Below are 19,185 nucleotides of genomic sequence, written 5' to 3'. Positions count from 1 at the left end.
CGACCGGGCAGCCACCACCGGCCGGCAGGCGTCAGGCGGCCACGCCCGTGAGGTCGCGGTGGATCGGTGCCGCCCCGCCCGTGAGGGGCGCGCCCGTTCCGCCGCGCCGGGTGGCGACGATCTCCGCCGCGATGGAGAGCGCGGTCTCCTCGGGCGTCCGGGCGCCGAGGTCCAGGCCGATCGGTGAGCGGAGCCGGGACAGCTCCCGTTCGGTCAGGCCCGCCTCGCGCAGCCTCCGGTCGCGGTCCTCGTGGGTGCGGCGCGAGCCCATGGCACCGACGTACGCGACCGGCGTCCGCAGGGCCTCCGTCAGCAGCGGTACGTCGAACTTGGCGTCATGGGTGAGGACGCACAGCACCGTGCGTTCGTCGGTCGGCGTGCTCCGCAGGTAGCGGTGCGGCCAGTCGACGACCACCTCGTCGGCCTCGGGGAAGCGGGCCGCGGTGGCGAAGACGGGCCGGGCGTCGCACACGGTCACGTGGTGGCCGAGGAACTTGCCGGCCCGCACCAGCGCCGCGGCGAAGTCGACCGCCCCGAAGACGATCATGCGGGGTGGCGGCACCCTGGACTCGACGAGCAGCGTGAGTCCGCCGGGGCAGTGCGAGCCGTCCTCCGAGAGGCCGACCGTGCCGGTGCGGCCGGCCTCCAGCAGGGCCCGGGCCTCGGCCACCGCCGTGCGGTCCAGGTCCGGGTGGCCGCCGAGCCCTCCGTCGTACGAGCCGTCGGGGCGGACGAGCAGGGCCCGGCCCAGCAGCCCGGCCGGGCCCTCGACGACCCGGGCGAGGGCCGCGGTCCCGCCCCGGGCGGCGGTCGACAGGGCCCCCCGGAGGACCTCCCGTACGGGCGCGTCCGCGCCGACCGGCGTGACCAGTACGTCGATGACCCCGCCGCAGGTCAGTCCCACCGCGAAGGCGTCCTCGTCGCTGTAGCCGAACCGCTGCCGCACGGGCTCGCCGTTCCGCAGTGCCTCGGCGCACAACTCGTACACCGCGCCCTCGACGCAGCCGCCGGAGACCGACCCGATCGCCGTGCCCGCGCTGTCGACGGCGAGGGCGGCGCCGGGGCCGCGCGGCGCGCTGCCGCCGACGGAGACGACCGTGGCGACCGCGAAAGCCCGACCCTCGGTGAGCCATCCGTCCAGCTCGTCGGCGATGTCAAGCACCGTCCGCTCCCCCGCCGTCGGGTGCCGGGGCCGAGAGCACGCGGTCGGGCCGGATGGGCAGGTTCCGGTGGCGCACCCCGGTGGCGTGCCGGACGGCGTTGGCGACGGCCGCCGCCGCGCCGACGATGCCGATCTCACCGACGCCCTTGATGCCGACCGGGTCGTCCGGGTCGGGGTCGTCGACCCAGTCCGCCTGGACGTCCTGGACGTCCGCGTGGCTGGCGACGTGGTAGCCGGCGAGGTCGGGGCCGTAGAGGCCGCCGCTCACCCGCTCCCGGACCGCCTCCTCGTGCAGGGCCATGGAGATGCCCCAGACCATGCCGCCGACGAGCTGGTTGCGGGCGGTGAGCGGGTTGACGATGCGCCCGGCCGCGAAGATGCCGAGCATCCGGCGCACCCGCACCTCACCGGTCGCGGTGTCCACGGCGACCTCGGCGAACTGCGCACCGAAGGAGTGACGTTCCTTCTGCGCGAGGGCACCGAGCGCCTCGGTGGTGTCGGAGCGCACGGTGATGCCCTCCGGCGGGACGGCCGTGCCGAGGGCGAGCCGCTCGCGCAGTTCACCGGCCGCCGCCGTGATCGCCCACGCCCAGGACCGCGTGCCCATGGAGCCGCCCGCGATCATCGCCGGCCCGAAGTCGCTGTCCCCGATCCGCACCCGGACCCGCTCGGGCGCCACCTCCAGCGCGTCGGCGGCGACCAGGGTCAGGGCGGTACGGGCACCGGTGCCGATGTCGGCGGCGGCGATCCGCACGGTGAAGGTGCCGTCGGCCTCCGCGGTCAGCAGGGCCGTGGAGGGACCGGCGCCCGCTCCGAAGGAGGCGGCGGCCGTACCGGTGCCCAGCAGCCAGCGCCCGTCCCGGCGCACACCGGGGCGCGGGTCGCGCTCGGCCCAGCCGAACCGCCGGGCTCCCTCGCGGAAGCAGGCCGCGAGGTTGCGGCTGCTGAACGGCAGGCCGGAGACCGGGCCGACGTCGGGCTCGTTGCGCAGGCGCAGCTCGATCGGGTCGACGCCGCAGCGCTCGGCGAGTTCGTCGAGCGCCACCTCGATCGCGAAGGATCCCGGCGCCTCGCCCGGCGCCCGCATGAAGGTCGGGGACGGCACGTCGAGCCGTACGACGTGGTTGGCGGTGCGGTGGGCCTCGGCGTCGTACATCACCCTGGCGACGCCGGCGCCGGGCTCGACGAACTCGTAGAAGGTCGACGTCTGGTTCAGCGAACGGTGCTCCAGGGCGCGCAGCCGGCCGTCGGCGTCGGCGCCGAGCCGTACGCGCTGGGAGGTGGGGCTGCGGTAGCCGGCCAGCGAGAACATCTGCCGCCGTGTCATCACCACCCGCACCGGGCGTTGCAGAAGGGTCGCCGCCATGACCGCGGACACCTGGTGGGCGCGCAGGCCCTTGCTGCCGAAGCCGCCGCCGATGTGCTCGGAGCGCACCCGTACCGCGGACTCGTCGAGGGAGAACATCTTCGCCAGCTCGCCCTGGACCCAGGTGGCGCCCTGGTTGGAGTCGACGACCTCCAGCCGGCCGCCGTCCCACCGGGCCGTGGCCGCGTGCGGCTCCATCATGCTGTGGTGCTCTTCGGGAGTGGTGTACTCCTCGTCGACGACGACGGCGGACGCGGCCAGCCCGGCCGCCAGGTCGCCCTTCTCGGTCTCCGCCGGCATGTGTCCGTCGGCCGGGTAGGCGCCGGGGTGGTCCGCCGTGAGCGCGATGTCGTGCGGCTCCGTGTCGTACGTGACGGCGAGGGCCTCGGCCGCCTCCCGCGCCTGCTCGGGCGTCTCGGCGACGACCAGGGCGACCGGCCAGCCCGCGTGCGGCACCCGCTCGTCCTGGAAGACTGCGGCGGTCGGGTCCGGCGGGATGCCCAGCATGCCGATGTAGTCGGTGTCGAGGCGCGGGGCGTTGCCGTGGTGCAGGACGGTGAGTACGCCCGGCATGCCGAGGGCGGCGTCGGTGTCCATCGAGCGGATGCGGCCGCGGGCGACGGTGGACAGCACCAGCCAGCCGTGCGCGAGGTCGGCGAAGGGGATCTCGCCGGCGTAGCGGGCCGCTCCGGTGACCTTGTCGCGGCCCTCCACGCGCGTGTGCGAGGTGCCGACGGCGCCCTTCACCGTCGCGGGGCCGGTGGTGGCGGTGCTCATCGGGCGGCCTCCTCGGTGAGTTCGGTCAGGACGGCCACCACGAGGTTGCGCATGAGGGTCACCTTGTATCCGTTGTCGGGCAGCGGCCTGGCGGCGGCGAGTTCGGCGTCCGCGGCGGCTGCGTAGGTCGCGCCGTCGGCCGGGGCGCCGATCAGCACGGCCTCGGCGGCACGGGCCCGCCAGGGCCGGGAGGCGACCGCGCCGAAGGCCAGCCGTGCGTCGCGTACGACGCCGTCCTCGACGTCGAGCGCGGCGGCGACCGAGCCGATCGCGAAGGCGTACGAGGCGCGCTCGCGGACCTTGCGGTAGCGGGAGCGGGCGGCGACCGGGGCGGCCGGCAGGGTCACTCCGGTGATCAGCGCGCCGGGCGGCAGGGCGGTCTCGCGGTGCGGGGTGTCGCCGACGGGGAGGTAGAAGTCGGCGAGCGGCGACTCGCCCGGTCCGTCCGGTGTCTCGTAGGAGACGACCGCGTCGAAGGCGGTGAGGGCGACGCCCATGTCCGAGGGGTGCACGGCCACGCAGTGGTCGGAGGCGCCGAGTACGGCGTGGTTGTGGTGCTCGCCGGTGACGGCGGGGCAACCGCTGCCGGGGACGCGCTTGTTGCACGGCTTGCTCACGTCGGTGAAGTAGCCGCAGCGGGTGCGCTGGAGCAGGTTGCCGCCGACGGTGGCCATGTTGCGCAGCTGCCCGGAGGCGCCGGCCAGCACCGCCTGGGTCAACGCCGGGTAGCGGCGGCGCACTTCGGGGTGGGCGGCGAGGTCGCTGTTGGTGACGGTCGCGCCGATGCGCAGGCCGCCGTCGGCGGTCGGTCCGATGCCGTCCAGGGGGAGGTCGCGGACGTCGACGAGGCGGGCGGGGCGCTCGACGCCGGACTTCATCAGGTCGACGAGGTTGGTGCCGCCGCCGAGGAAGCGGGCGTCCGGGTCGGCGGCGAGCAGTGCCACCGCGCCGGAGACGTCGTCGGCGCGCTGGTAGCCGAACTCCCTCATGCCGCCGCCCCCTCGGTGGAGCCCTCGCGGGCACCGTCGCCCTCGTGGGCCGTGGCGTCGTGGGCCTCGGCCGCGCGGGCGACCGCCTGGACGATGGAGACGTAGGCACCGCAGCGGCACAGGTTGCCGCTCATGCGTTCGCGGATCTCCTCCGGTGTCAGGGGTGGGGGTCCCGCCTCGGGGCGGACGTCCTCGGTGGCGGCGCTGGGCCAGCCGGCCGCGTGCTCCTCGATGACGGCGACGGCCGAGCAGATCTGGCCGGGCGTGCAGTAGCCGCACTGGTAGCCGTCGAGGTCGAGGAAGGCCTGCTGCACCGGGTGCAGCCGGTCGCCGTCGGCCATGCCCTCGATGGTGGTGATCTCCCGCCCCTCGGCGGCGACGGCGAGGTTCAGGCAGGAGACGGCGCGGCGCCCGTCGACCAGGACGGTGCAGGCGCCGCACTGCCCCTGGTCGCAGCCCTTCTTGGTGCCGGTGAGGTCGAGGCGCTCGCGCAGGGCGTCGAGCAGGGTGGTGCGGTGGTCGACGGTCAGCTCGTGCTTCTCGCCGTTGATGGTCAGGACGACGGCGCTGGACGTCGACGAGGGCGCTGGGGCCATGATCAGCCTTCTTTGTGTCTGGTGACTGCGTCTGGTGACTGGGTCCGGTGACTGGGCTGTGGGCTGTCGGCTGTGTCCGGTGAGGCGGAAGAGGGACCGCGGAGAATGGTTTCGCCCGTGTTCGAGCGCACCTGCGGGTCACGCCGACCCGTTCCGCCGCTATCGTGGCCAGCAACCGGACAACTGTCCGCTCATGAAAACGTAACGGACAGTTGTCCGCTTAGCAAGGACGGTATTCGGCCATGACCGTGGAAGGAGGAGGAGTGCCTCACCCGGGCAGGGACAAGAAGGACGCTCCCCTGCGCTCGGACGCCCAGCGCAACCGCGAGCGCATCCTGGAAGTGGCCAGGGAGGAACTGACGCGCTGCGCGGACGCGCCGCTGAGCGCCATCGCCAGGAAGGCGGGCGTGGGGCAGGGCACCGTCTACCGCAACTTCCCGCACCGCGAGGCGCTCGTCCTGGAGGTCTACCGCTACGAGATGCAGCAGGTGGCCGAAGCCGCGCGACAGTTGCTGGCCACCCGGGACCCCGAGCGGGCCCTGCGCGAGTGGATGGACCGCCTGGCCCGGTTCGCCATGACCAAGGCCGGGCTGGCGGACGCGATCAGGCTGGTCACCTCCACACCCGGAGGGCCGGTCAAGCCGGGCCCCACACCCGTGGTGGACGCGGCCGAACTCCTGCTCCGCGCCAACGAGGAGGCCGGGACCATCCGCCCCGGCGTCACGGCGGACGACTTCCTTCTCGCCATCGGCGGCCTCTGGCAGGTCGACCCGCGCGAGGACTGGCAGCCGAGAGTCACCCGGCTCCTGGACCTGGTGATGGACGGACTGCGGGCGGGCGCGCCCGGCCGGTGAGCGCGCCGGCCCCGCCTGCCCCGCCTTCCGCACCGGACGGGCAACGCTCGGGCTGTTCCGTCGTGCCGTCCTCCCGGCTCCCGGTGCGCGCTCACCGGCCCGGCGGCCGGGCACCGGGCGCGGCCCCGGCCGTCCCGAGCCCCGCGGGACGCTCCCGGAAGCGGTAGCGGCGTTCCGGCCGCCCGGCCACGCCGTACCGCAGGGACACGTCCGCGCTGCCGACGGTGTGGAAGTACTCCAGGTAGCGGCGGGCACTGACCCGGGACACGCCGGTCAGGGCCGCGCACTCGCTGGCGGACAGGGTGTCGTCGGCCGCACGCAGGGTCCGTTCGACCAGCTCGGCGGTCTCCACGCTCATGCCCTTGGGCAACGCCGGCACCGCGGCGGCCGGTGCCGCCGCGGCCAGTACGCGGTCGACGTCGGCCTGACTGCGGACCACCGTGCCGAGCAGGCGGCCCCGCTGGACGGCGTAGCGCTCCAGCCGGACCCGCAGGTCCTCGAACTCGAAGGGTTTGAGCAGGTAGTCGACCACGCCGTGCCGGACGGCGCCGCGCACGGCGTCCGCCTCCCGGGCCGCGCTGATGACCATGACGTCGCAGTCGTGGCCGGCGGCGCGCAGCCGGGGAATGACGTCGAGGCCGAAGACGTCCGGCAGGTACAGGTCGAGCAGGACGAGGTCGGGGCGCAGCTCCCCGACCGCCGCGAGGGCCTCCTCGCCGGTGCCGGCCACGCCGACGACCCGGAAGGGCTCGACGCGTCCGACGAAGGCCCGGTGGACCCGGGCCACCATGAAGTCGTCGTCGACGACCAGCACGCCGATCGGGGCCCCGGCGTCGTGGGCCGCCGCTCCCGTCGCGGCGGCGGGGCCGCTGGTACCCGTCATGGTGCTGCTCCTTCCGCCACCGCTTCGGTGTGCTGGCCGACGGTCATGCGTGCGGTGAACATGGCGCCCTCGGGGGTGTTGGTCACCGAGATCTCACCGCCGTGGCGTTCGCAGACCAGCCGGGTCAGTGCCAGGCCGATGCCGCGTTCGCCCTGCCGGGCGGCCTTGGTGGTGAAGCCGTGCGAGAACACCTCACGGGCCAGCTCGGGGGCCACCCCCGGCCCCGAGTCGCGCACCACGATCTCGACGCCGGTGGCGTCCTGCCGCAGCTCGACCTCCACCCACGCCTCCTGGCCGTCGCCGGGCGCCGCGGCGGCGTCCACGGCGTTGTCGACGAGGTTGCCGACCACGGTCGCCACGTCGGCGGCGTCCGCCGGGGCCAGCCGGTCGAGCGCCGTGCGGTCCGAGACGCGCAGGGCGACCCTGCGCTCGGCCGCGAGCGAGGACTTCGCCGTCAGCAGCGCGGCGACGGCCGTGTCGCGGACCCGGCGGCTGAGGGTGACGTCCAGGGACTGGCGGCGCTGGTTGAGCGCGCGGATGTAGCGCACCACCTCGTCCTGCTCGCCGATCTGGATGAGGCCGGAGATGGTGTGCAGCTGGTTGGCGAACTCGTGGGCCTGCGCCCGCAGCAACTCGGAGGTGCTGCGGAAGGCACCGATCTCCCTTTCCAGACGGGCCAGTTCGGTGCGGTCGCGCAGGGTGGTGACGGAGCCGAGGGGGCGGCCGTCCTTCGTCACCGTCATGCGGTTCATCACCAGGACCCGGCCGTGGCGGACGACGACCTCGTCGCCCCGTCCCGCGTCGCCCGGCTCCGCGTCAACCCGTCCCGCGTCGCCCGCGTCCGCCGCGTCGGTGGCGCCGGCCAGGACGTCGCGCAGGCGTCCGTCGATGCCGAGGCCGTCCAGGCTCTGGCCCACGCAGTCCGCCGGCAGGTCGAGCAGGCGCCGGCCCATCTCGTTGACCAGGGTGAGCCGGTGCTGCGGATCGAGGGCGACGACGCCCTCGGCGATGCCGTAGAGCATGGCCTCCCGGTGTTCGGCGAGTCCGGCGATCTCGCGCGGTTCGAGGCCGAGGGTCTGCCGTTTGACGCGCCGGGCGAGGAGCCAGGAACCGGCCACTCCGAGGCCGCTCGCGATGCCGAGGTAGGCCAGCAGGTAGGAGGAGGCGCCGCTCAGCCGCTGCCACACCGTGGGATCGGCCTCGCCGACCATCACCGTGCCCAGGTGCCGGCCGAGGGTCTGCCGGGTGGCGCCGAGCACCGGCACCTGGGCGACCAGTTCCCGGCCGCCCCGCACCGTCAGCGGCCCCGACCAGCCGCGCCCCTCGTCGGCCCCCTCGCCGCGCGGCAGACGGCCACCGATCGCCGTGGGGTCGGTGGAGCTGACCACGCGGCCGTCGGCGTCGGCCACCGTGACCGAGGTGACGCCGGACTGGGTCTGTGTGGAGTTGACCAGCGGGGCCAGGGCCTCCTGCGGCACGGGACGCAGGAGCTGGCTGCGGACCAGCGGAGTGGCGGCCAGCTGTTCGGCCAGGGCGGTGACCCGGCGCCCCTCGACGCGGTTGAACGTGGCCTCGGACTGGGCGAGCGAGACGGCGGCGACCGCGAGCAGGACCACCACGACGATGGCGAGCTGGAGGACCAGCATCTCGCCCGCGAGGGTCTGACGGCGGAAGGTGGGGGCCACGGCGGACTCGATCTCGACGGACGGGCGGGGACTGGAGAGCGGGAGTACGGAGGTGGGGGGTGCGGGGGCGGGAGTACGGGGCGAGACGGGGGGCGCGGCGCGAGGGCGGGGCGCCCGGCGGCTGTGCCGGGTCGCCATCATGGCGCCCACCTGCGACGAAGGAAAGGGATGTGTTGTCTTCGCAATAAACCGGCGATGAACCGTCGATGAAGCGGCGACCCTTCGGAGACGCACCGCGGGGCCCCGGCACCCGCACGGCCGTGACCGCAAAGACCACAACCTCCCTTGGTTCCGCAAGGAAGACAGGGAGCGGGGGCACGGGCACCATGTGGCCCACGTCACCCTCCCCACAGGGCTCTCCCTACCGATCTACCCAACCGACAGGTGGTGTCATACGTGCGCCTGCGCACCCCCCTGGCCCTGCTCGGGGCCGCCGTGCTCGTCCTCGTGGGACCACCGTTGCTCTCCACGGGCAGCGACGCCGGGAACGGCACACAGATCCCCGGCCTGCGCTTCATGGTCCCCAACACGCCCGGCGGGGGCTACGACATCACCGCCCGCACCGCCGCTAAGAACGCCGAGGACGCCGGACTGACCCACAACATCGAGGTGTTCAACCTGCCCGGCGCCGGTGGCACCGTGGGGCTGAGCCGCCTGGTGAGCGAGCACGGCAACGGCAAGCTCGCCATGTCCATGGGCCTCGGTGTCGTCGGCGCCGCCCGCTCCAACCACGCGCCCAAGACCCTCGCCGACACCACGCCGATCGCCCGCCTCACCGAGGAGCAGGACGTCGTGGTGGTCGCCAAGGACTCGCCGTACCGGACCATCGACGAGCTGATCGGCGCCTGGAAGGAGGACCCGGGCAAGGTCCCGGTGGGCGGTGGCTCCTCGCCGGGCGGCCCCGACCATCTCGCGCCGATGCTGATGGCCCAGGCGGCCGGGATCTCCCCCCGGTCGGTGAACTACATCCCCTTCGACGGCGGCGGCGAGCTGCTCGCCTCGATCCTCGGCGACAAGGTCGGGTTCGGGGTCTCCGGTGTCGGCGAGTACCTGGACCAGATCAGGGCGGGCGAGCTGAGGGTGCTCGCGGTGACCGGCCCGGAGCGCGTCGACGACCTCCCGCAGGCGCCGACGCTCAAGGAGTCCGGCTACGACGTGGACTTCACCAACTGGCGCGGCGTCGTCGCCCCGCCCGGCCTGTCCGACGCGGAGCGGGACAAGCTGATCCGCCTGGTCGAGGAGCTGCACGCCTCCCCCGAGTGGAAGAAGTCCCTGGAGCAGAACGGCTGGGACGACGCCTTCCTCACCGGTGAGAAGTTCGGCGCGTTCCTGGACGCCCAGGACAAGCGTGTGGTGTCGGTACTCAAGGAGCTGGGACTGTGACGACGCGGACCGAATCGACTCCCGCCCCGGAACCGTCGCCGTCGCCGTCGCCCGAGCGGCGCTCCTGGCTGCGCGAGCACTCCGAACTGGGCGTGTGCGTACTGCTGTTGGCGCTCGGCGCCGTGGTCCTGACCGACGCGTTCACCATGGACGTCGACCTCACCCAGCGCGGGCCGGTCGGCCCCAGGACCGTTCCCGTCTTGGTCGGCGCCGGCCTGCTGCTGATCGCCGCGCTGCTCGCCGTGGACGTCCTGCGCGGCGGCCGGGGCGAGGCCGAGGGCGGCGAGGACGTCGACCTGTCCGAACCGGCCGACTGGCGCACCGTGCTGCTGCTCGCCGGGATCTTCCTCGGCTCGGCGGTGCTCATCGAGCCGGCCGGATTCCCCGTCGCCGGTGCGCTCCTGTTCTGGGGCGCCGCCTTCGCCCTCGGCAGCCGCCGGACGGACCGCGATCCACTGATCGCCGCGGTGCTGTCCCTGCTCACCTACGTCGTCTTCGACAAGCTGCTCGGAGTTCCGCTGCCCGGCGGTCCGCTGATGGGAGTGCTCTGACATGAACGCCCTGAACTCCCTCATGGACGGCTTCGGAACGGCCCTCACCCCACTCAACCTCCTGTGGGCCGCACTCGGAGTGCTGCTGGGCACGGCCATCGGCGTCCTGCCCGGCATCGGCCCGGCGATGGCGGTGGCGCTGCTGCTGCCGGTCACGTACGGACTCGACCCGGTCGCCGCGTTCATCATGTTCGCCGGCATCTACTACGGTGCGATGTTCGGCGGTTCGACCACGTCCATCCTGCTCAACACGCCCGGCGAGAGCGCCGCCGTGGTCGCGGCCATGGAGGGCAACCCCATGGCCAAGGCCGGGCGCGGGGCCCAGGCCCTTGCGGCCGCCGCGATAGGTCACTTCGCCGGCGGCATGATCGGCACGATGCTGCTGGTGGCCCTGGCACCGGTGGTCGCCGACCTGGCGGTGGACATCGGCGCGCCGGACTACTTCGCCATCATGGTGCTCGCCTTCATCGCCGTGACGTCCGTGCTGGGTTCGTCGCGCGTCAGAGGCCTGGCCTCCCTCCTGATCGGCCTGACGATCGGCCTGGTGGGCCTGGACCAGATGACCGGCCAGCAGCGGTTGACGTTCGGCTCCCTCCAACTCGCCGACGGCGTCGACGTGGTGATCGTCGCGGTCGGTCTGTTCGCGATCGGCGAGGCCCTGTGGGTGGCGGCGCACCTGCGGCGCGGTGCGGCCGAGCCGATCCCGGTGGGCCGTCCCTGGCTCGGCCGGGGCGACGTGCGGCGGACCTGGAAGGCCTGGCTGCGCGGCCCGTTCATCGGCTTCCCGTTCGGCGCCATCCCGGCGGGCGGCGCGGAGATCCCCACGTTCCTCTCGTACGTCACGGAGAAGCGCCTGTCCAAGCACCAGGACGAGTGGGGCAAGGGCGCGATCGAGGGCGTGGCGGGTCCCGAGTCGGCCGCGTCGGCCTCGGCGGCGGGCACGCTGGTGTCCATGCTGACCCTGGGCCTGCCGACGACGGCGGTCGCGGCGGTCATGCTGGCCGCGTTCCAGCAGTACGGCATCCAGCCGGGCCCGCTGCTCTTCGAACGCGAACCGGAGCTGGTCTGGGGCCTGATCGCCTCCCTGTTCGTCGGCATGGTGCTGCTGCTCGCCCTGAACCTGCCGCTGGCACCGGTCTGGGCCAAGCTGCTGCGCATCCCGAGGCCCTACCTGTACGCCGGGATCATGTTCTTCGCGGCCGTCGGCGCGTACGCGGTCGGCGGCGAGGTCATCGACCTGGTGACCCTGCTCGTTATCGGCCTGGTCGGCTTCGGCATGCGGCGCTACGGCCTGCCGATCCTGCCCGCCGTGATCGGCGTCATCCTCGGCCCCAACGCCGAGCAGCAGCTCCGCCGCGCGCTGCAGATCAGCGACGGCAGCGCGACGGGCCTGGTCGACACGCCGTTCGCGGTGACGGTCTACGCGGTGATCGTGCTGCTGCTGGCGTGGCCGCTGGTGAAGCGGCTGGTACGGAGGGTGCGCCACTGACGGCCCGGACACCGGCGCGTCACCTCCGGGCCCGGTCGCCGGTGACGCGCCGGTGACGCCGCCCGACCGGCCCCACCGCTCCCGTTGCCGTAGGCGGTCAGCGGCTCCCTCGCCGGACCGGACACACGGTGTGACGGCGGGCGGGAAGAGGGCCGACCCGGTCGTGCGATCAGGTCCGGAGGCCGGAACGAGGCGACCCGCGTCGCCGGGCCCGAGGGAAACCTCACCCACGAGGTGCCCCGGTTCGGCGGCCACCTCTCCCCCTGTCCGCCGTCCACGGACCGCCTGCCGCGGTCCGCATGCGAGCGACATCCGCTGATGCGGGACCATGGGGCGTGGGGCCTCCCACACGCCGGCCTCGTCGCACGCCGAACCAGGAGCCACCGTCTTGCCCGAGCGCACCCCGAACGCCGCCCGACCCGACCTGCGAGCCGACTGCGGCGACTGCTTCGGTCTGTGCTGCGTGGCGCTGCCCTTCTCACGTTCGTCGGACTTCCCGGTGGACAAGTCCGCCGGCACACCGTGCGGCAACCTCCAGGAGGACTTCCGCTGCGGGATCCACGAGCGGCTGCGCGACAGGGGTTACGGCGGCTGCACGGTGTTCGACTGCTTCGGCGCGGGCCAGAAGGTCTCCCAGATCACCTTCAAGGGCGTCAGCTGGCGCGAGGAGCCGGACTCGGCCCGCGCGATGTACGAGGTCTTCGCCGTCGTGCGCCGGCTTCAGGAACTCCTGAAATACACCGCGCAGGCCCTGGACCTGCCCTCGGCCCGGCCCGTCCACCGGGACCTCCGCCGCGCGTACGAGCGGATCGACGCGCTCACCCGGGACACGGCCCAGACCCTGCTCGCCGTCGACGTGGACGCGCTGCGGGGCGAGGTCAACCCCCTGCTCCTGCGCGCCGGCGAACTGGCCCGCGCGGCGGTCCCGGGGCGCAAGAAGAACCACCGGGGCGCCAACCTGATCGGCTCGCGGCTTCGCGGCGCGAAGCTGCGCGGCGCCAGTCTGCGCGGCGCTCTCCTCGTCGCGGCCGACCTGTCCGACGCCGACCTGCGCGACGCCGACCTGATCGGCGCGGACATGAGGGACACCAACCTGTGCGGGGCAGACCTGCGCGGCGCGCTGTTCCTCACCCAGCCTCAGCTGAACGCCGCGCGGGGCGATGCCCGCACGAAGGTCTCCGACCCCTTGCGGCGCCCGGCACACTGGGCGGTCTGAAGCGGGTCGCGGAAGGCCGCGTCCGGGCGTCCTTCGGGGCAGGTCCGGGAAGCGGGCAGCGCCGCTCGCGACAGCCGCACCTGCCGGTCGGCGTTGTCCACGTTCGTGTCCGCCGAACTCCGTCGAGGCAACCGTCACGTTGCCGGGGGCGGGCACGCGAAGGACCCCGGCACGTTCGCCGGGGCCCTGACGAGAGGTGGTGCGCCGATCCGGAACGGCGGACCGCCGGCTGTGTTTCGGCGGTCCGCCGTCCCTCTAGACGAGCGTCATCGCGTAGACCTCGACGCGGGAGTCGTCCGGCAGCGAGACCGAACGGACCGTCTTGTCCCCGTCGAGCTCGGCGGCCGTACCGAAGAGCCGGATGGACGGCCCGTCGACACCGCTGCCCCGCTTGATGCGGTGGGGCATGTCGAGGACGACCGTGCCGCCGTCCGGCGCGGAGCCCGCCCAGTCGCCGAACGTCACCGGTGCCTCCGTACTGCTGCCGTCCGTGTAGTGCACGGTCAGCGTGGTGGTCACGGGACCGTTGTGCGCCGAGCCGACCAGCCGCAGCGCACTGTGCCGCCCCGCGGGCAGCAGGAGGGCCTGCCCGCTCGCTTCGAGGAAGTTGTCCGCCGTGCCGGTGGGGTCCGGCGCGTCGTACGTCACCCCGTCCCAGGTGACCGGCCCCGCCTTCGGCAGCAGGTCGCCGTCATAGCTCCAGCCATGTCCGTCGAAGTCGCCCTCGTCGGAGTGCGCCACCGTGGCCGTGCCGTCGTGGCCGAGGTCCGCGCGCAGGTCCACCGCGCACTGCCCGTTCTCCTCACTCGCGCAGGTCGTGGCGGCTCCCACCGCGACAGTGGCCTTGCGGACGACCGGGTCCGCCCCTCGGCCCGCCACCTTCACCTCCACCGGGTAGGACCCGGCGGCGACGCCCGGCGGTACGGTGATGTCGAGTGACACCTTCCTCTGCACCGGAAGGTGTCCGGAATCGATCACCAGTGGTGAACGCGGTGCCGTCGTGGCCTTCCAGCCGTTGGGCACCTTCGCCGTGACCGACACGCCCAGCTTGCCGGGTGCCTGCCCGAGGACGTCCAGCGTGAACTTCGCGGTCTGCGCGGTGTCGCCCGTGGGGACGACCGCCGATGCGGGCCGCAGCGACGCGTCGACGTGCTTGCGGCTGTCGGGGGACGCCTGGTTGACGGAGGGCGGCTGGGCGCCCTTGCCCGTGCCCCACGAGGAGGGGGAGGTCCCGAGCCGGTGGGCCAGCTTCCCGCCGTGCGCGAGCCTGCCCCAGCTCAGCCAGGTCTGGGGTACGTCCTTGCCGTTCAGGGCCACGCTCCGCACGTACCGCTTCGTGTCGCTCGCTCCGGGTGCTTCGATCGTCAGCGTGCCGCCCTGGCCCTTGGTGCCGGACGCCTTGGGGTAGCTGCCGATCCGGACGGTCGCCGACTCGAACTGCGGGCTGGACAGGGCCAGGAAGTCGCCACCGCTCATGGTCGGGTAGAGGCCGAGGGAGGAGAAGACGTACCAGGCCGACATGGTGCCAAGGTCGTCGTTCCCCGTCATCCCGTCCGGCCCGTTGGTGAACAGCGTCATCGCCGCACGCACCACGGTCGCGGTCTTCGCCGGGGCGCCGACCCAGTTGTACATGTACGGCGCGTGCAGGTCCGGCTCGTTGTTCGGGTTGTACGTCGGCTTGCCGTAGTAGTCGTACGGCTGGGAGATCCAGTCGTTCCGAGCGGTGCCCACCGGGTCGGTGAGCAGCTTGTCGTGGACGAAGAAGGAGTCGAGCCGCTTCTCGGTGGCGCTCCGGCCGCCCATCAGGCCGACGAGGCCGGCCGGGTCCTGCGGTACCAGCCACTGGTACTGGTACGCGCCGCCCTCATGGAACTGGTGCGCCGCCTCGACCGGGTCGTAGGGCGTGAGCCAGGTGCCGTCGGCCGTCCGCGGCCGGAACTGCTGGATCGAGGAGTCCCACAGGTTCCGGTACCACTGCCCGCGCGCGGCGAACATCCTGGCGTCCGCCTTGTGTCCCAGCCGGTCGGCCATCAGCGCGAGCGACGCATCGGCCGCGGAGTACTCCATCGTCGCCGACGCCGGGTGCTTGCAGTCGTTGTCGCCGCCCTTGTCCGCGCAGTCCTCGCCCAGGTCGAGACCTGACGGGATGTAACCGCGCTCGGTGTAGTGGTCCGATCCCGAGCGTCCGTTGTACGGCGAGTCGGCGGGCGGGGTGCTGGTCGCGTTCTTTCTCAGCAACGCGTAGGTCTCCGCCTCGTGTCCGGCGAGCAGACCCTTCGACCACGCCTCCACGAGGAAGGGCGTGACCGGGTCACCGGTCATGATGTTGGTCTCGCTGTTGGCGAGCGCCCAGCGGGGCAGCCAGCCGCCGTCCCGGCCGGCCGCGACGACCGACAGCGCGACGTCCCGGGCGACCTTCGGCTCCAGCATCTGCAGGAGCTGGTTCTGCGGCCGGTAGGTGTCCCAGAGCGAGAAGTTCTGATACGGCGTGTAGCCCTTGGCCCGGTGCGTCTTGTTGTCGAATCCCCGGTACATGCCGTCGACGTCACCGGCGAGGTTCGGGTGCAACTGGCTGTGGTAGAGCGCGGTGTAGAAGGCCTTCTGCCGGTCCGCCGAGCCTCCGCGGACCCGGATGGAGTCCAGCTGCTTCTTCCAGGTGTCCTGCAACGCCGCACGCGTGGCGTCGAAGTCGAAGGACTCCCCGGTCTCGGCGGCCAGGTTCTTGCGGGCGCCCTCCACGCCGGTGTAGGACAGCCCGACCTTCAGGACGGCGTCCCGGTCGGTGGTCGCGTCGAAGGTCACCCAGGCGCCGTTCTGGCCGTCTCCCTCGGCGTCGCGGGTGCCGGGCTCGGGGTCCGCGCCGTCCCATGTGCCGTATGCCTTGAAGGGCCGGTCGAAGGTGGCGCTGAAGTACACCGTGTGCTCGTCGTGTCCGGCGCAGAAGCCCCCGGCGTGCACACGGCCCTCGATGGTGCGGTCACCGACGACGTGCACCTCGGAGTCCAGCACGGACTGGTTGGCCTTGCCCGTGTTGAACAGGACGTTGGCCGAACCGGTGGAGGGGAAGGTGTAGCGCTGCCACCCGGTGCGCGCGGTGGCGGTGAGTTCCGCGTCGACGTCGTACTTCTTCAGCCCCACCCGGTAGTAGCCGGGAACGGCCTGCTCGTCGTCGTGGCTGTACGGGGAGCGGTAGGCGTTCGGGTCCACGGAGTCGACCGCGCCCGTGGTCGGCATGACGGGCAGCTCACCCATGACGCCGCAGCCGACGCCGGACAGGTGCGTCTGGCTGAAGCCGTGGATCGAGTCCTGCTTGTAGTCGTAGCCGCCCTGGCCGCCGGTGTCCGGACTGACCTGGACCATGCCGAACGGCGCGCTCGCCCCGGGGAAGGTGTTGCCGAAGTTCTGGGTTCCGACGAACGGATTGACCAGATCGATCGGTTCAGCGTCCGCGGCGGCGGCGGGCTCGGCCATGCCGACCACTCCACCACTCACGAGCACGGCGGCCATCAGACCGGCTGCTATCCCGGAAGCACGTGGACGGAACGGTCTGAAAGCAAACCGCATGGGTTGTTTCCCTTCGAGTCCTGACACGACTGACAACGTTGTCACCCTGTTCGTGGGCACCGTAACCCCCGACCGCCCTGGATGTCACTGGGTCAACGGGAGGCAACTTCCGACGCGTTGCAGCGAGCCGGCCGCCGCGGGACCCTCGGTGAGGCGCGATGCCTGCCGGGCCGAGGCTCCGATCCCTACCCGAGGAACGACAACCGCACCGTGCGGTCGTGATTCGAGACGTTCGTGTCCACCAGGCACACCGACTGCCAGGTTCCGAGTTCCAGCCGTCCGCCGATCACCGGGAGGGTCGCGTGGGGCGGCACGAGGGCGGGGAGGACGTGGTCGCGGCCGTGGCCCGGGGTGCCGTGGCGGTGCTGCCAGCGGTCGTCGGCGGGGAGCAGCGTGTGCAGGGCGGCCAGCAGGTCGTCGTCGCTGCCCGCTCCGGTCTCGATGACGGCGATCCCGGCGGTGGCGTGCGGCACGAAGACGTTGAGGAGGCCGTCGCGGCCGGCGGCCGCCTCGCGGAGGAAGGACTCGCAGTCGCCGGTGATGTCGGCGACACGCTCCGCCGAGCCGGTGGCGAGGTTCAGGACCCGGGTGGTGAAGGCGTCAGGCATGCCTCCCATCCTGACGTACCCGGCGGACCTGACGCGGGCCCGGAGGGGGGCGGGTCGGGGGAAGATCGGAGCCCTCGGCCCGGTTGGTAGAAGCGTGAACAACACACGCGAGGTCGAGGTCGTCGTCATCGGTGCCGGTCAGGCGGGGCTCGCCGCCGCCCACCACCTGCGGCGCACCGGGTGGGAGCCGGACCGCGACTTCGTCGTGCTCGACCACTCCCCCGGCCCCGGCGGCGCGTGGCAGTTCCGCTGGCCGTCGCTGACGTACGGCAAGGTGCACGGGATGCACTCCCTGCCGGGCATGGAACTGACCGACGCCGACCCGGCGCGGCCGTCCGCGGAGGTGGTCGGCGAGTACTTCGCGGCGTACGAGCGCGTCTTCGACCTGCGGGTGCGGCGGCCCGTCGACGTGCGCGCGGTGCGCGAGGGCACGGACGGGCGGCTGCGCGTCGAGACCTCGGCGGGCGTCTGGTCGACGCGGGCGCTGATCAACGCGACCGGCACCTGGGACCGGCCCTTCTGGCCGCGCTACCCGGGGCAGGAGACGTTCCGGGGGCGGCAACTGCACACCGCGCGGTACACCGGCCCCGAGGAGTTCGCCGGGCGCCGGGTCGTCGTGGTGGGCGGGGGCGCCTCGGCCACGCAGCACCTGCTGGAGATCGCTCCCTACGCCGCCGCCACGACCTGGGTGACCCGGCGGCCTCCCGTCTTCCGCGAGGGCCCCTTCGACGAGGACGCGGGCCGGGCGGCGGTTGCGCTCGTGGAGGAACGGGTACGGCAGGGGCTGCCGCCCAAGAGCGTGGTGTCGGTGACCGGTCTTCCGCTGAACGACGCGATCCGGGCCGGGCTGGAGTCGGGTGTGCTGGACCGGCGGCCCATGTTCGACCGGATCACGCCCGAGGGGGTCGAGTGGAGCGACGGGCGGCGCGTGGACGCCGACGTCATCCTGTGGGCGACCGGCTTCCGGGCCGCCATCGACCACCTGAGACCGCTGCGGCTGCGGGAGGCGGGCGGCGGCATACGCGTCGAGGGGACGCGCGCGGTGGCCGACCCGCGCGTGCATCTGGTCGGCTACGGGCCGTCTGCCAGCACCGTCGGCGCCAACCGGGCCGGGCGCGCGGCCGTACGGGACATCAGACGGTTGCTGGCCGAAGGGAAGCAGCTCGCCGCGTGACGTCCCGCCCGGTCACGTGGCCAGGTCCTCCTTGGCGGCGTCCTGCCGGACGCGGTTGAACTCGGCGACGTTGCGCTGGTGCTCGGCGTGGTCGGCGGTGAACCGGGTGTCGCCGGGCTTGACCGTGACGAAGTAGAGCCAGTCGCCGGGGGTCGGGTTGATCGCGGCGCGCATCGCCTCGTCGCCCGGGTTGGCGATGGGGGTGGGAGGCAGGCCCATGCGCTGGTACGAGTTGTAGGGGCTGTCGATCCGGGTGTCCTTCGTGGTGGTGTGCAGCGTGGAGCGCCCCAGGGCGTAGTTGATGGTGGAGTCCATCTGCAACGGCATGCCGCGTTCCAGCCGGTTGAAGATCACCCGGGCGGCCTTCGCCATGTCGCCTTCGGTGGCGACCTCCGCCTGCACGATGCTGGCGATCGTGACGGCCTGGTAGACGTTCAGGGCGTTGCGCTGGGCGCCCGCGGCGACCGGCGCGCCGGTGAACTTCTCGTTCGCCTTGTCGACCATGGCCGCCAGCAGCTTCTCCGGGGTCGGGGCCTCGCCGAGCGGGTAGGTCGCCGGGAAGAGGTAGCCCTCCGGGTTGCCCTCGGCGTCGTTGGGCAGCTTCAGTTCGGCCTTGGCCAGGGACTTCCTGGTGGTGCCGGCGGGCAGGGCCAGGGCCTTGTCGACGGCCGCGTAGACCTGGGTCGCGCGCCAGCCCTCCGGGATCACCAGGGACGTGGGTTCCGACCCGCCCTCGTCGTCCGTCGTCAGCAGCGGCACCGCCACGGCGGTACCGGCGACGACGGCGCCGGTCACGATCAGGGCGATACGGCCCCGGCGCGTCAGTCGGATCGTTCTCCTCGTGCCTCTCGCACCGCGTGGCGGAGTGTTCGTCTGCATGCGGGCACG

The 19,185-nt window shown here is 73.0% G+C and carries 15 protein-coding genes; 6 read left to right on the top strand and 9 right to left on the bottom strand.

Features of this window, described 5'->3' with window-relative positions; all coding sequences use genetic code 11:
• Window positions 1-31: 31 nt before the first annotated feature.
• Genes AC07FV_RS13150 through AC07FV_RS13135 form a run of 4 tightly spaced genes read right to left on the bottom strand, consistent with a single transcriptional unit; the run spans window position 32 to window position 4,890 of the window.
• Entirely contained in the window at window positions 32-1,162 is a 1,131-nt protein-coding gene (locus AC07FV_RS13150; RefSeq protein WP_479086940.1) for an XdhC family protein, read from the bottom strand.
• A complete protein-coding gene (locus AC07FV_RS13145) occupies window positions 1,155-3,305 on the bottom strand; it encodes a xanthine dehydrogenase family protein molybdopterin-binding subunit (RefSeq protein WP_479086938.1) in 2,151 nt (716 codons plus the stop codon). Before AC07FV_RS13145 ends, AC07FV_RS13150 begins: the two co-directional genes overlap by 8 nt.
• On the bottom strand, window positions 3,302-4,294 hold the full coding sequence (locus AC07FV_RS13140) for an FAD binding domain-containing protein (protein WP_479086936.1): 993 nt from the start codon (window positions 4,292-4,294) through the stop codon (window positions 3,302-3,304). The genes AC07FV_RS13145 and AC07FV_RS13140 overlap by 4 nt, the downstream gene beginning before the upstream one ends.
• Complete coding sequence (locus tag AC07FV_RS13135) at window positions 4,291-4,890, bottom strand: (2Fe-2S)-binding protein (RefSeq protein ID WP_479086934.1); 600 nt, start codon at window positions 4,888-4,890, stop codon at window positions 4,291-4,293. Before AC07FV_RS13135 ends, AC07FV_RS13140 begins: the two co-directional genes overlap by 4 nt.
• Window positions 4,891-5,153: 263 nt before the next feature.
• Between AC07FV_RS13135 and AC07FV_RS13130 the strand changes: the two genes are divergently transcribed.
• Window positions 5,154-5,744, top strand: coding sequence for a TetR/AcrR family transcriptional regulator (locus AC07FV_RS13130; protein ID WP_479086932.1), 591 nt, complete (start codon window positions 5,154-5,156; stop codon window positions 5,742-5,744).
• A 91-nt stretch (window positions 5,745-5,835) separates the two neighbouring features.
• On the opposite strand, the gene AC07FV_RS13125 is transcribed toward AC07FV_RS13130, so the two are convergent.
• Window positions 5,836-6,627: a response regulator gene (locus AC07FV_RS13125; RefSeq protein WP_479086930.1), complete on the bottom strand. Its 792-nt coding sequence runs from the start codon at window positions 6,625-6,627 to the stop codon at window positions 5,836-5,838.
• Window positions 6,624-8,312, bottom strand: a complete 1,689-nt coding sequence (locus AC07FV_RS13120) for a sensor histidine kinase (protein ID WP_479086928.1) — start codon at window positions 8,310-8,312, stop codon at window positions 6,624-6,626. The genes AC07FV_RS13125 and AC07FV_RS13120 overlap by 4 nt, the downstream gene beginning before the upstream one ends.
• Window positions 8,313-8,708: 396 nt before the next feature.
• Between AC07FV_RS13120 and AC07FV_RS13115 the strand changes: the two genes are divergently transcribed.
• From AC07FV_RS13115 to AC07FV_RS13100, 4 genes are all read left to right on the top strand, one after another.
• Window positions 8,709-9,695 (top strand): Bug family tripartite tricarboxylate transporter substrate binding protein, encoded by a 987-nt coding sequence (locus AC07FV_RS13115; protein WP_479086926.1) that lies wholly within the window; start codon window positions 8,709-8,711, stop codon window positions 9,693-9,695.
• A complete protein-coding gene (locus tag AC07FV_RS13110) occupies window positions 9,692-10,246 on the top strand; it encodes a tripartite tricarboxylate transporter TctB family protein (RefSeq protein WP_479086924.1) in 555 nt (184 codons plus the stop codon). The genes AC07FV_RS13115 and AC07FV_RS13110 overlap by 4 nt, the downstream gene beginning before the upstream one ends.
• A gap of 1 nt (window position 10,247) precedes the next feature.
• Window positions 10,248-11,735, top strand: a complete 1,488-nt coding sequence (locus AC07FV_RS13105) for a tripartite tricarboxylate transporter permease (protein ID WP_479086922.1) — start codon at window positions 10,248-10,250, stop codon at window positions 11,733-11,735.
• Between the two features lie 388 nt (window positions 11,736-12,123).
• Complete coding sequence (locus AC07FV_RS13100) at window positions 12,124-12,951, top strand: pentapeptide repeat-containing protein (protein ID WP_479086921.1); 828 nt, start codon at window positions 12,124-12,126, stop codon at window positions 12,949-12,951.
• Window positions 12,952-13,206: 255 nt separating this feature from the next.
• Here the strand turns inward: AC07FV_RS13100 and AC07FV_RS13095 are convergent, their stop codons facing one another.
• Together AC07FV_RS13095 and AC07FV_RS13090 are read right to left on the bottom strand one after the other, a co-directional pair.
• Entirely contained in the window at window positions 13,207-16,422 is a 3,216-nt protein-coding gene (locus AC07FV_RS13095) for a GH92 family glycosyl hydrolase (protein ID WP_479086920.1), read from the bottom strand.
• 278 nt (window positions 16,423-16,700) lie between these two features.
• Window positions 16,701-17,123, bottom strand: coding sequence for a secondary thiamine-phosphate synthase enzyme YjbQ (locus AC07FV_RS13090; protein WP_479086919.1), 423 nt, complete (start codon window positions 17,121-17,123; stop codon window positions 16,701-16,703).
• A 94-nt stretch (window positions 17,124-17,217) separates the two neighbouring features.
• Between AC07FV_RS13090 and AC07FV_RS13085 the strand changes: the two genes are divergently transcribed.
• Window positions 17,218-18,297 (top strand): NAD(P)-binding domain-containing protein, encoded by a 1,080-nt coding sequence (locus AC07FV_RS13085; RefSeq protein ID WP_479086918.1) that lies wholly within the window; start codon window positions 17,218-17,220, stop codon window positions 18,295-18,297.
• A 12-nt stretch (window positions 18,298-18,309) separates the two neighbouring features.
• Here the strand turns inward: AC07FV_RS13085 and mltG are convergent, their stop codons facing one another.
• Window positions 18,310-19,176, bottom strand: coding sequence for an endolytic transglycosylase MltG (mltG, locus tag AC07FV_RS13080; RefSeq protein WP_479086916.1), 867 nt, complete (start codon window positions 19,174-19,176; stop codon window positions 18,310-18,312).
• Window positions 19,177-19,185 lie beyond the last annotated feature (9 nt).

This window comes from Streptomyces sp. NPDC045956, from assembly GCF_056430705.1.
This window is presented reverse-complemented; position numbering and strand designations above follow the sequence as displayed.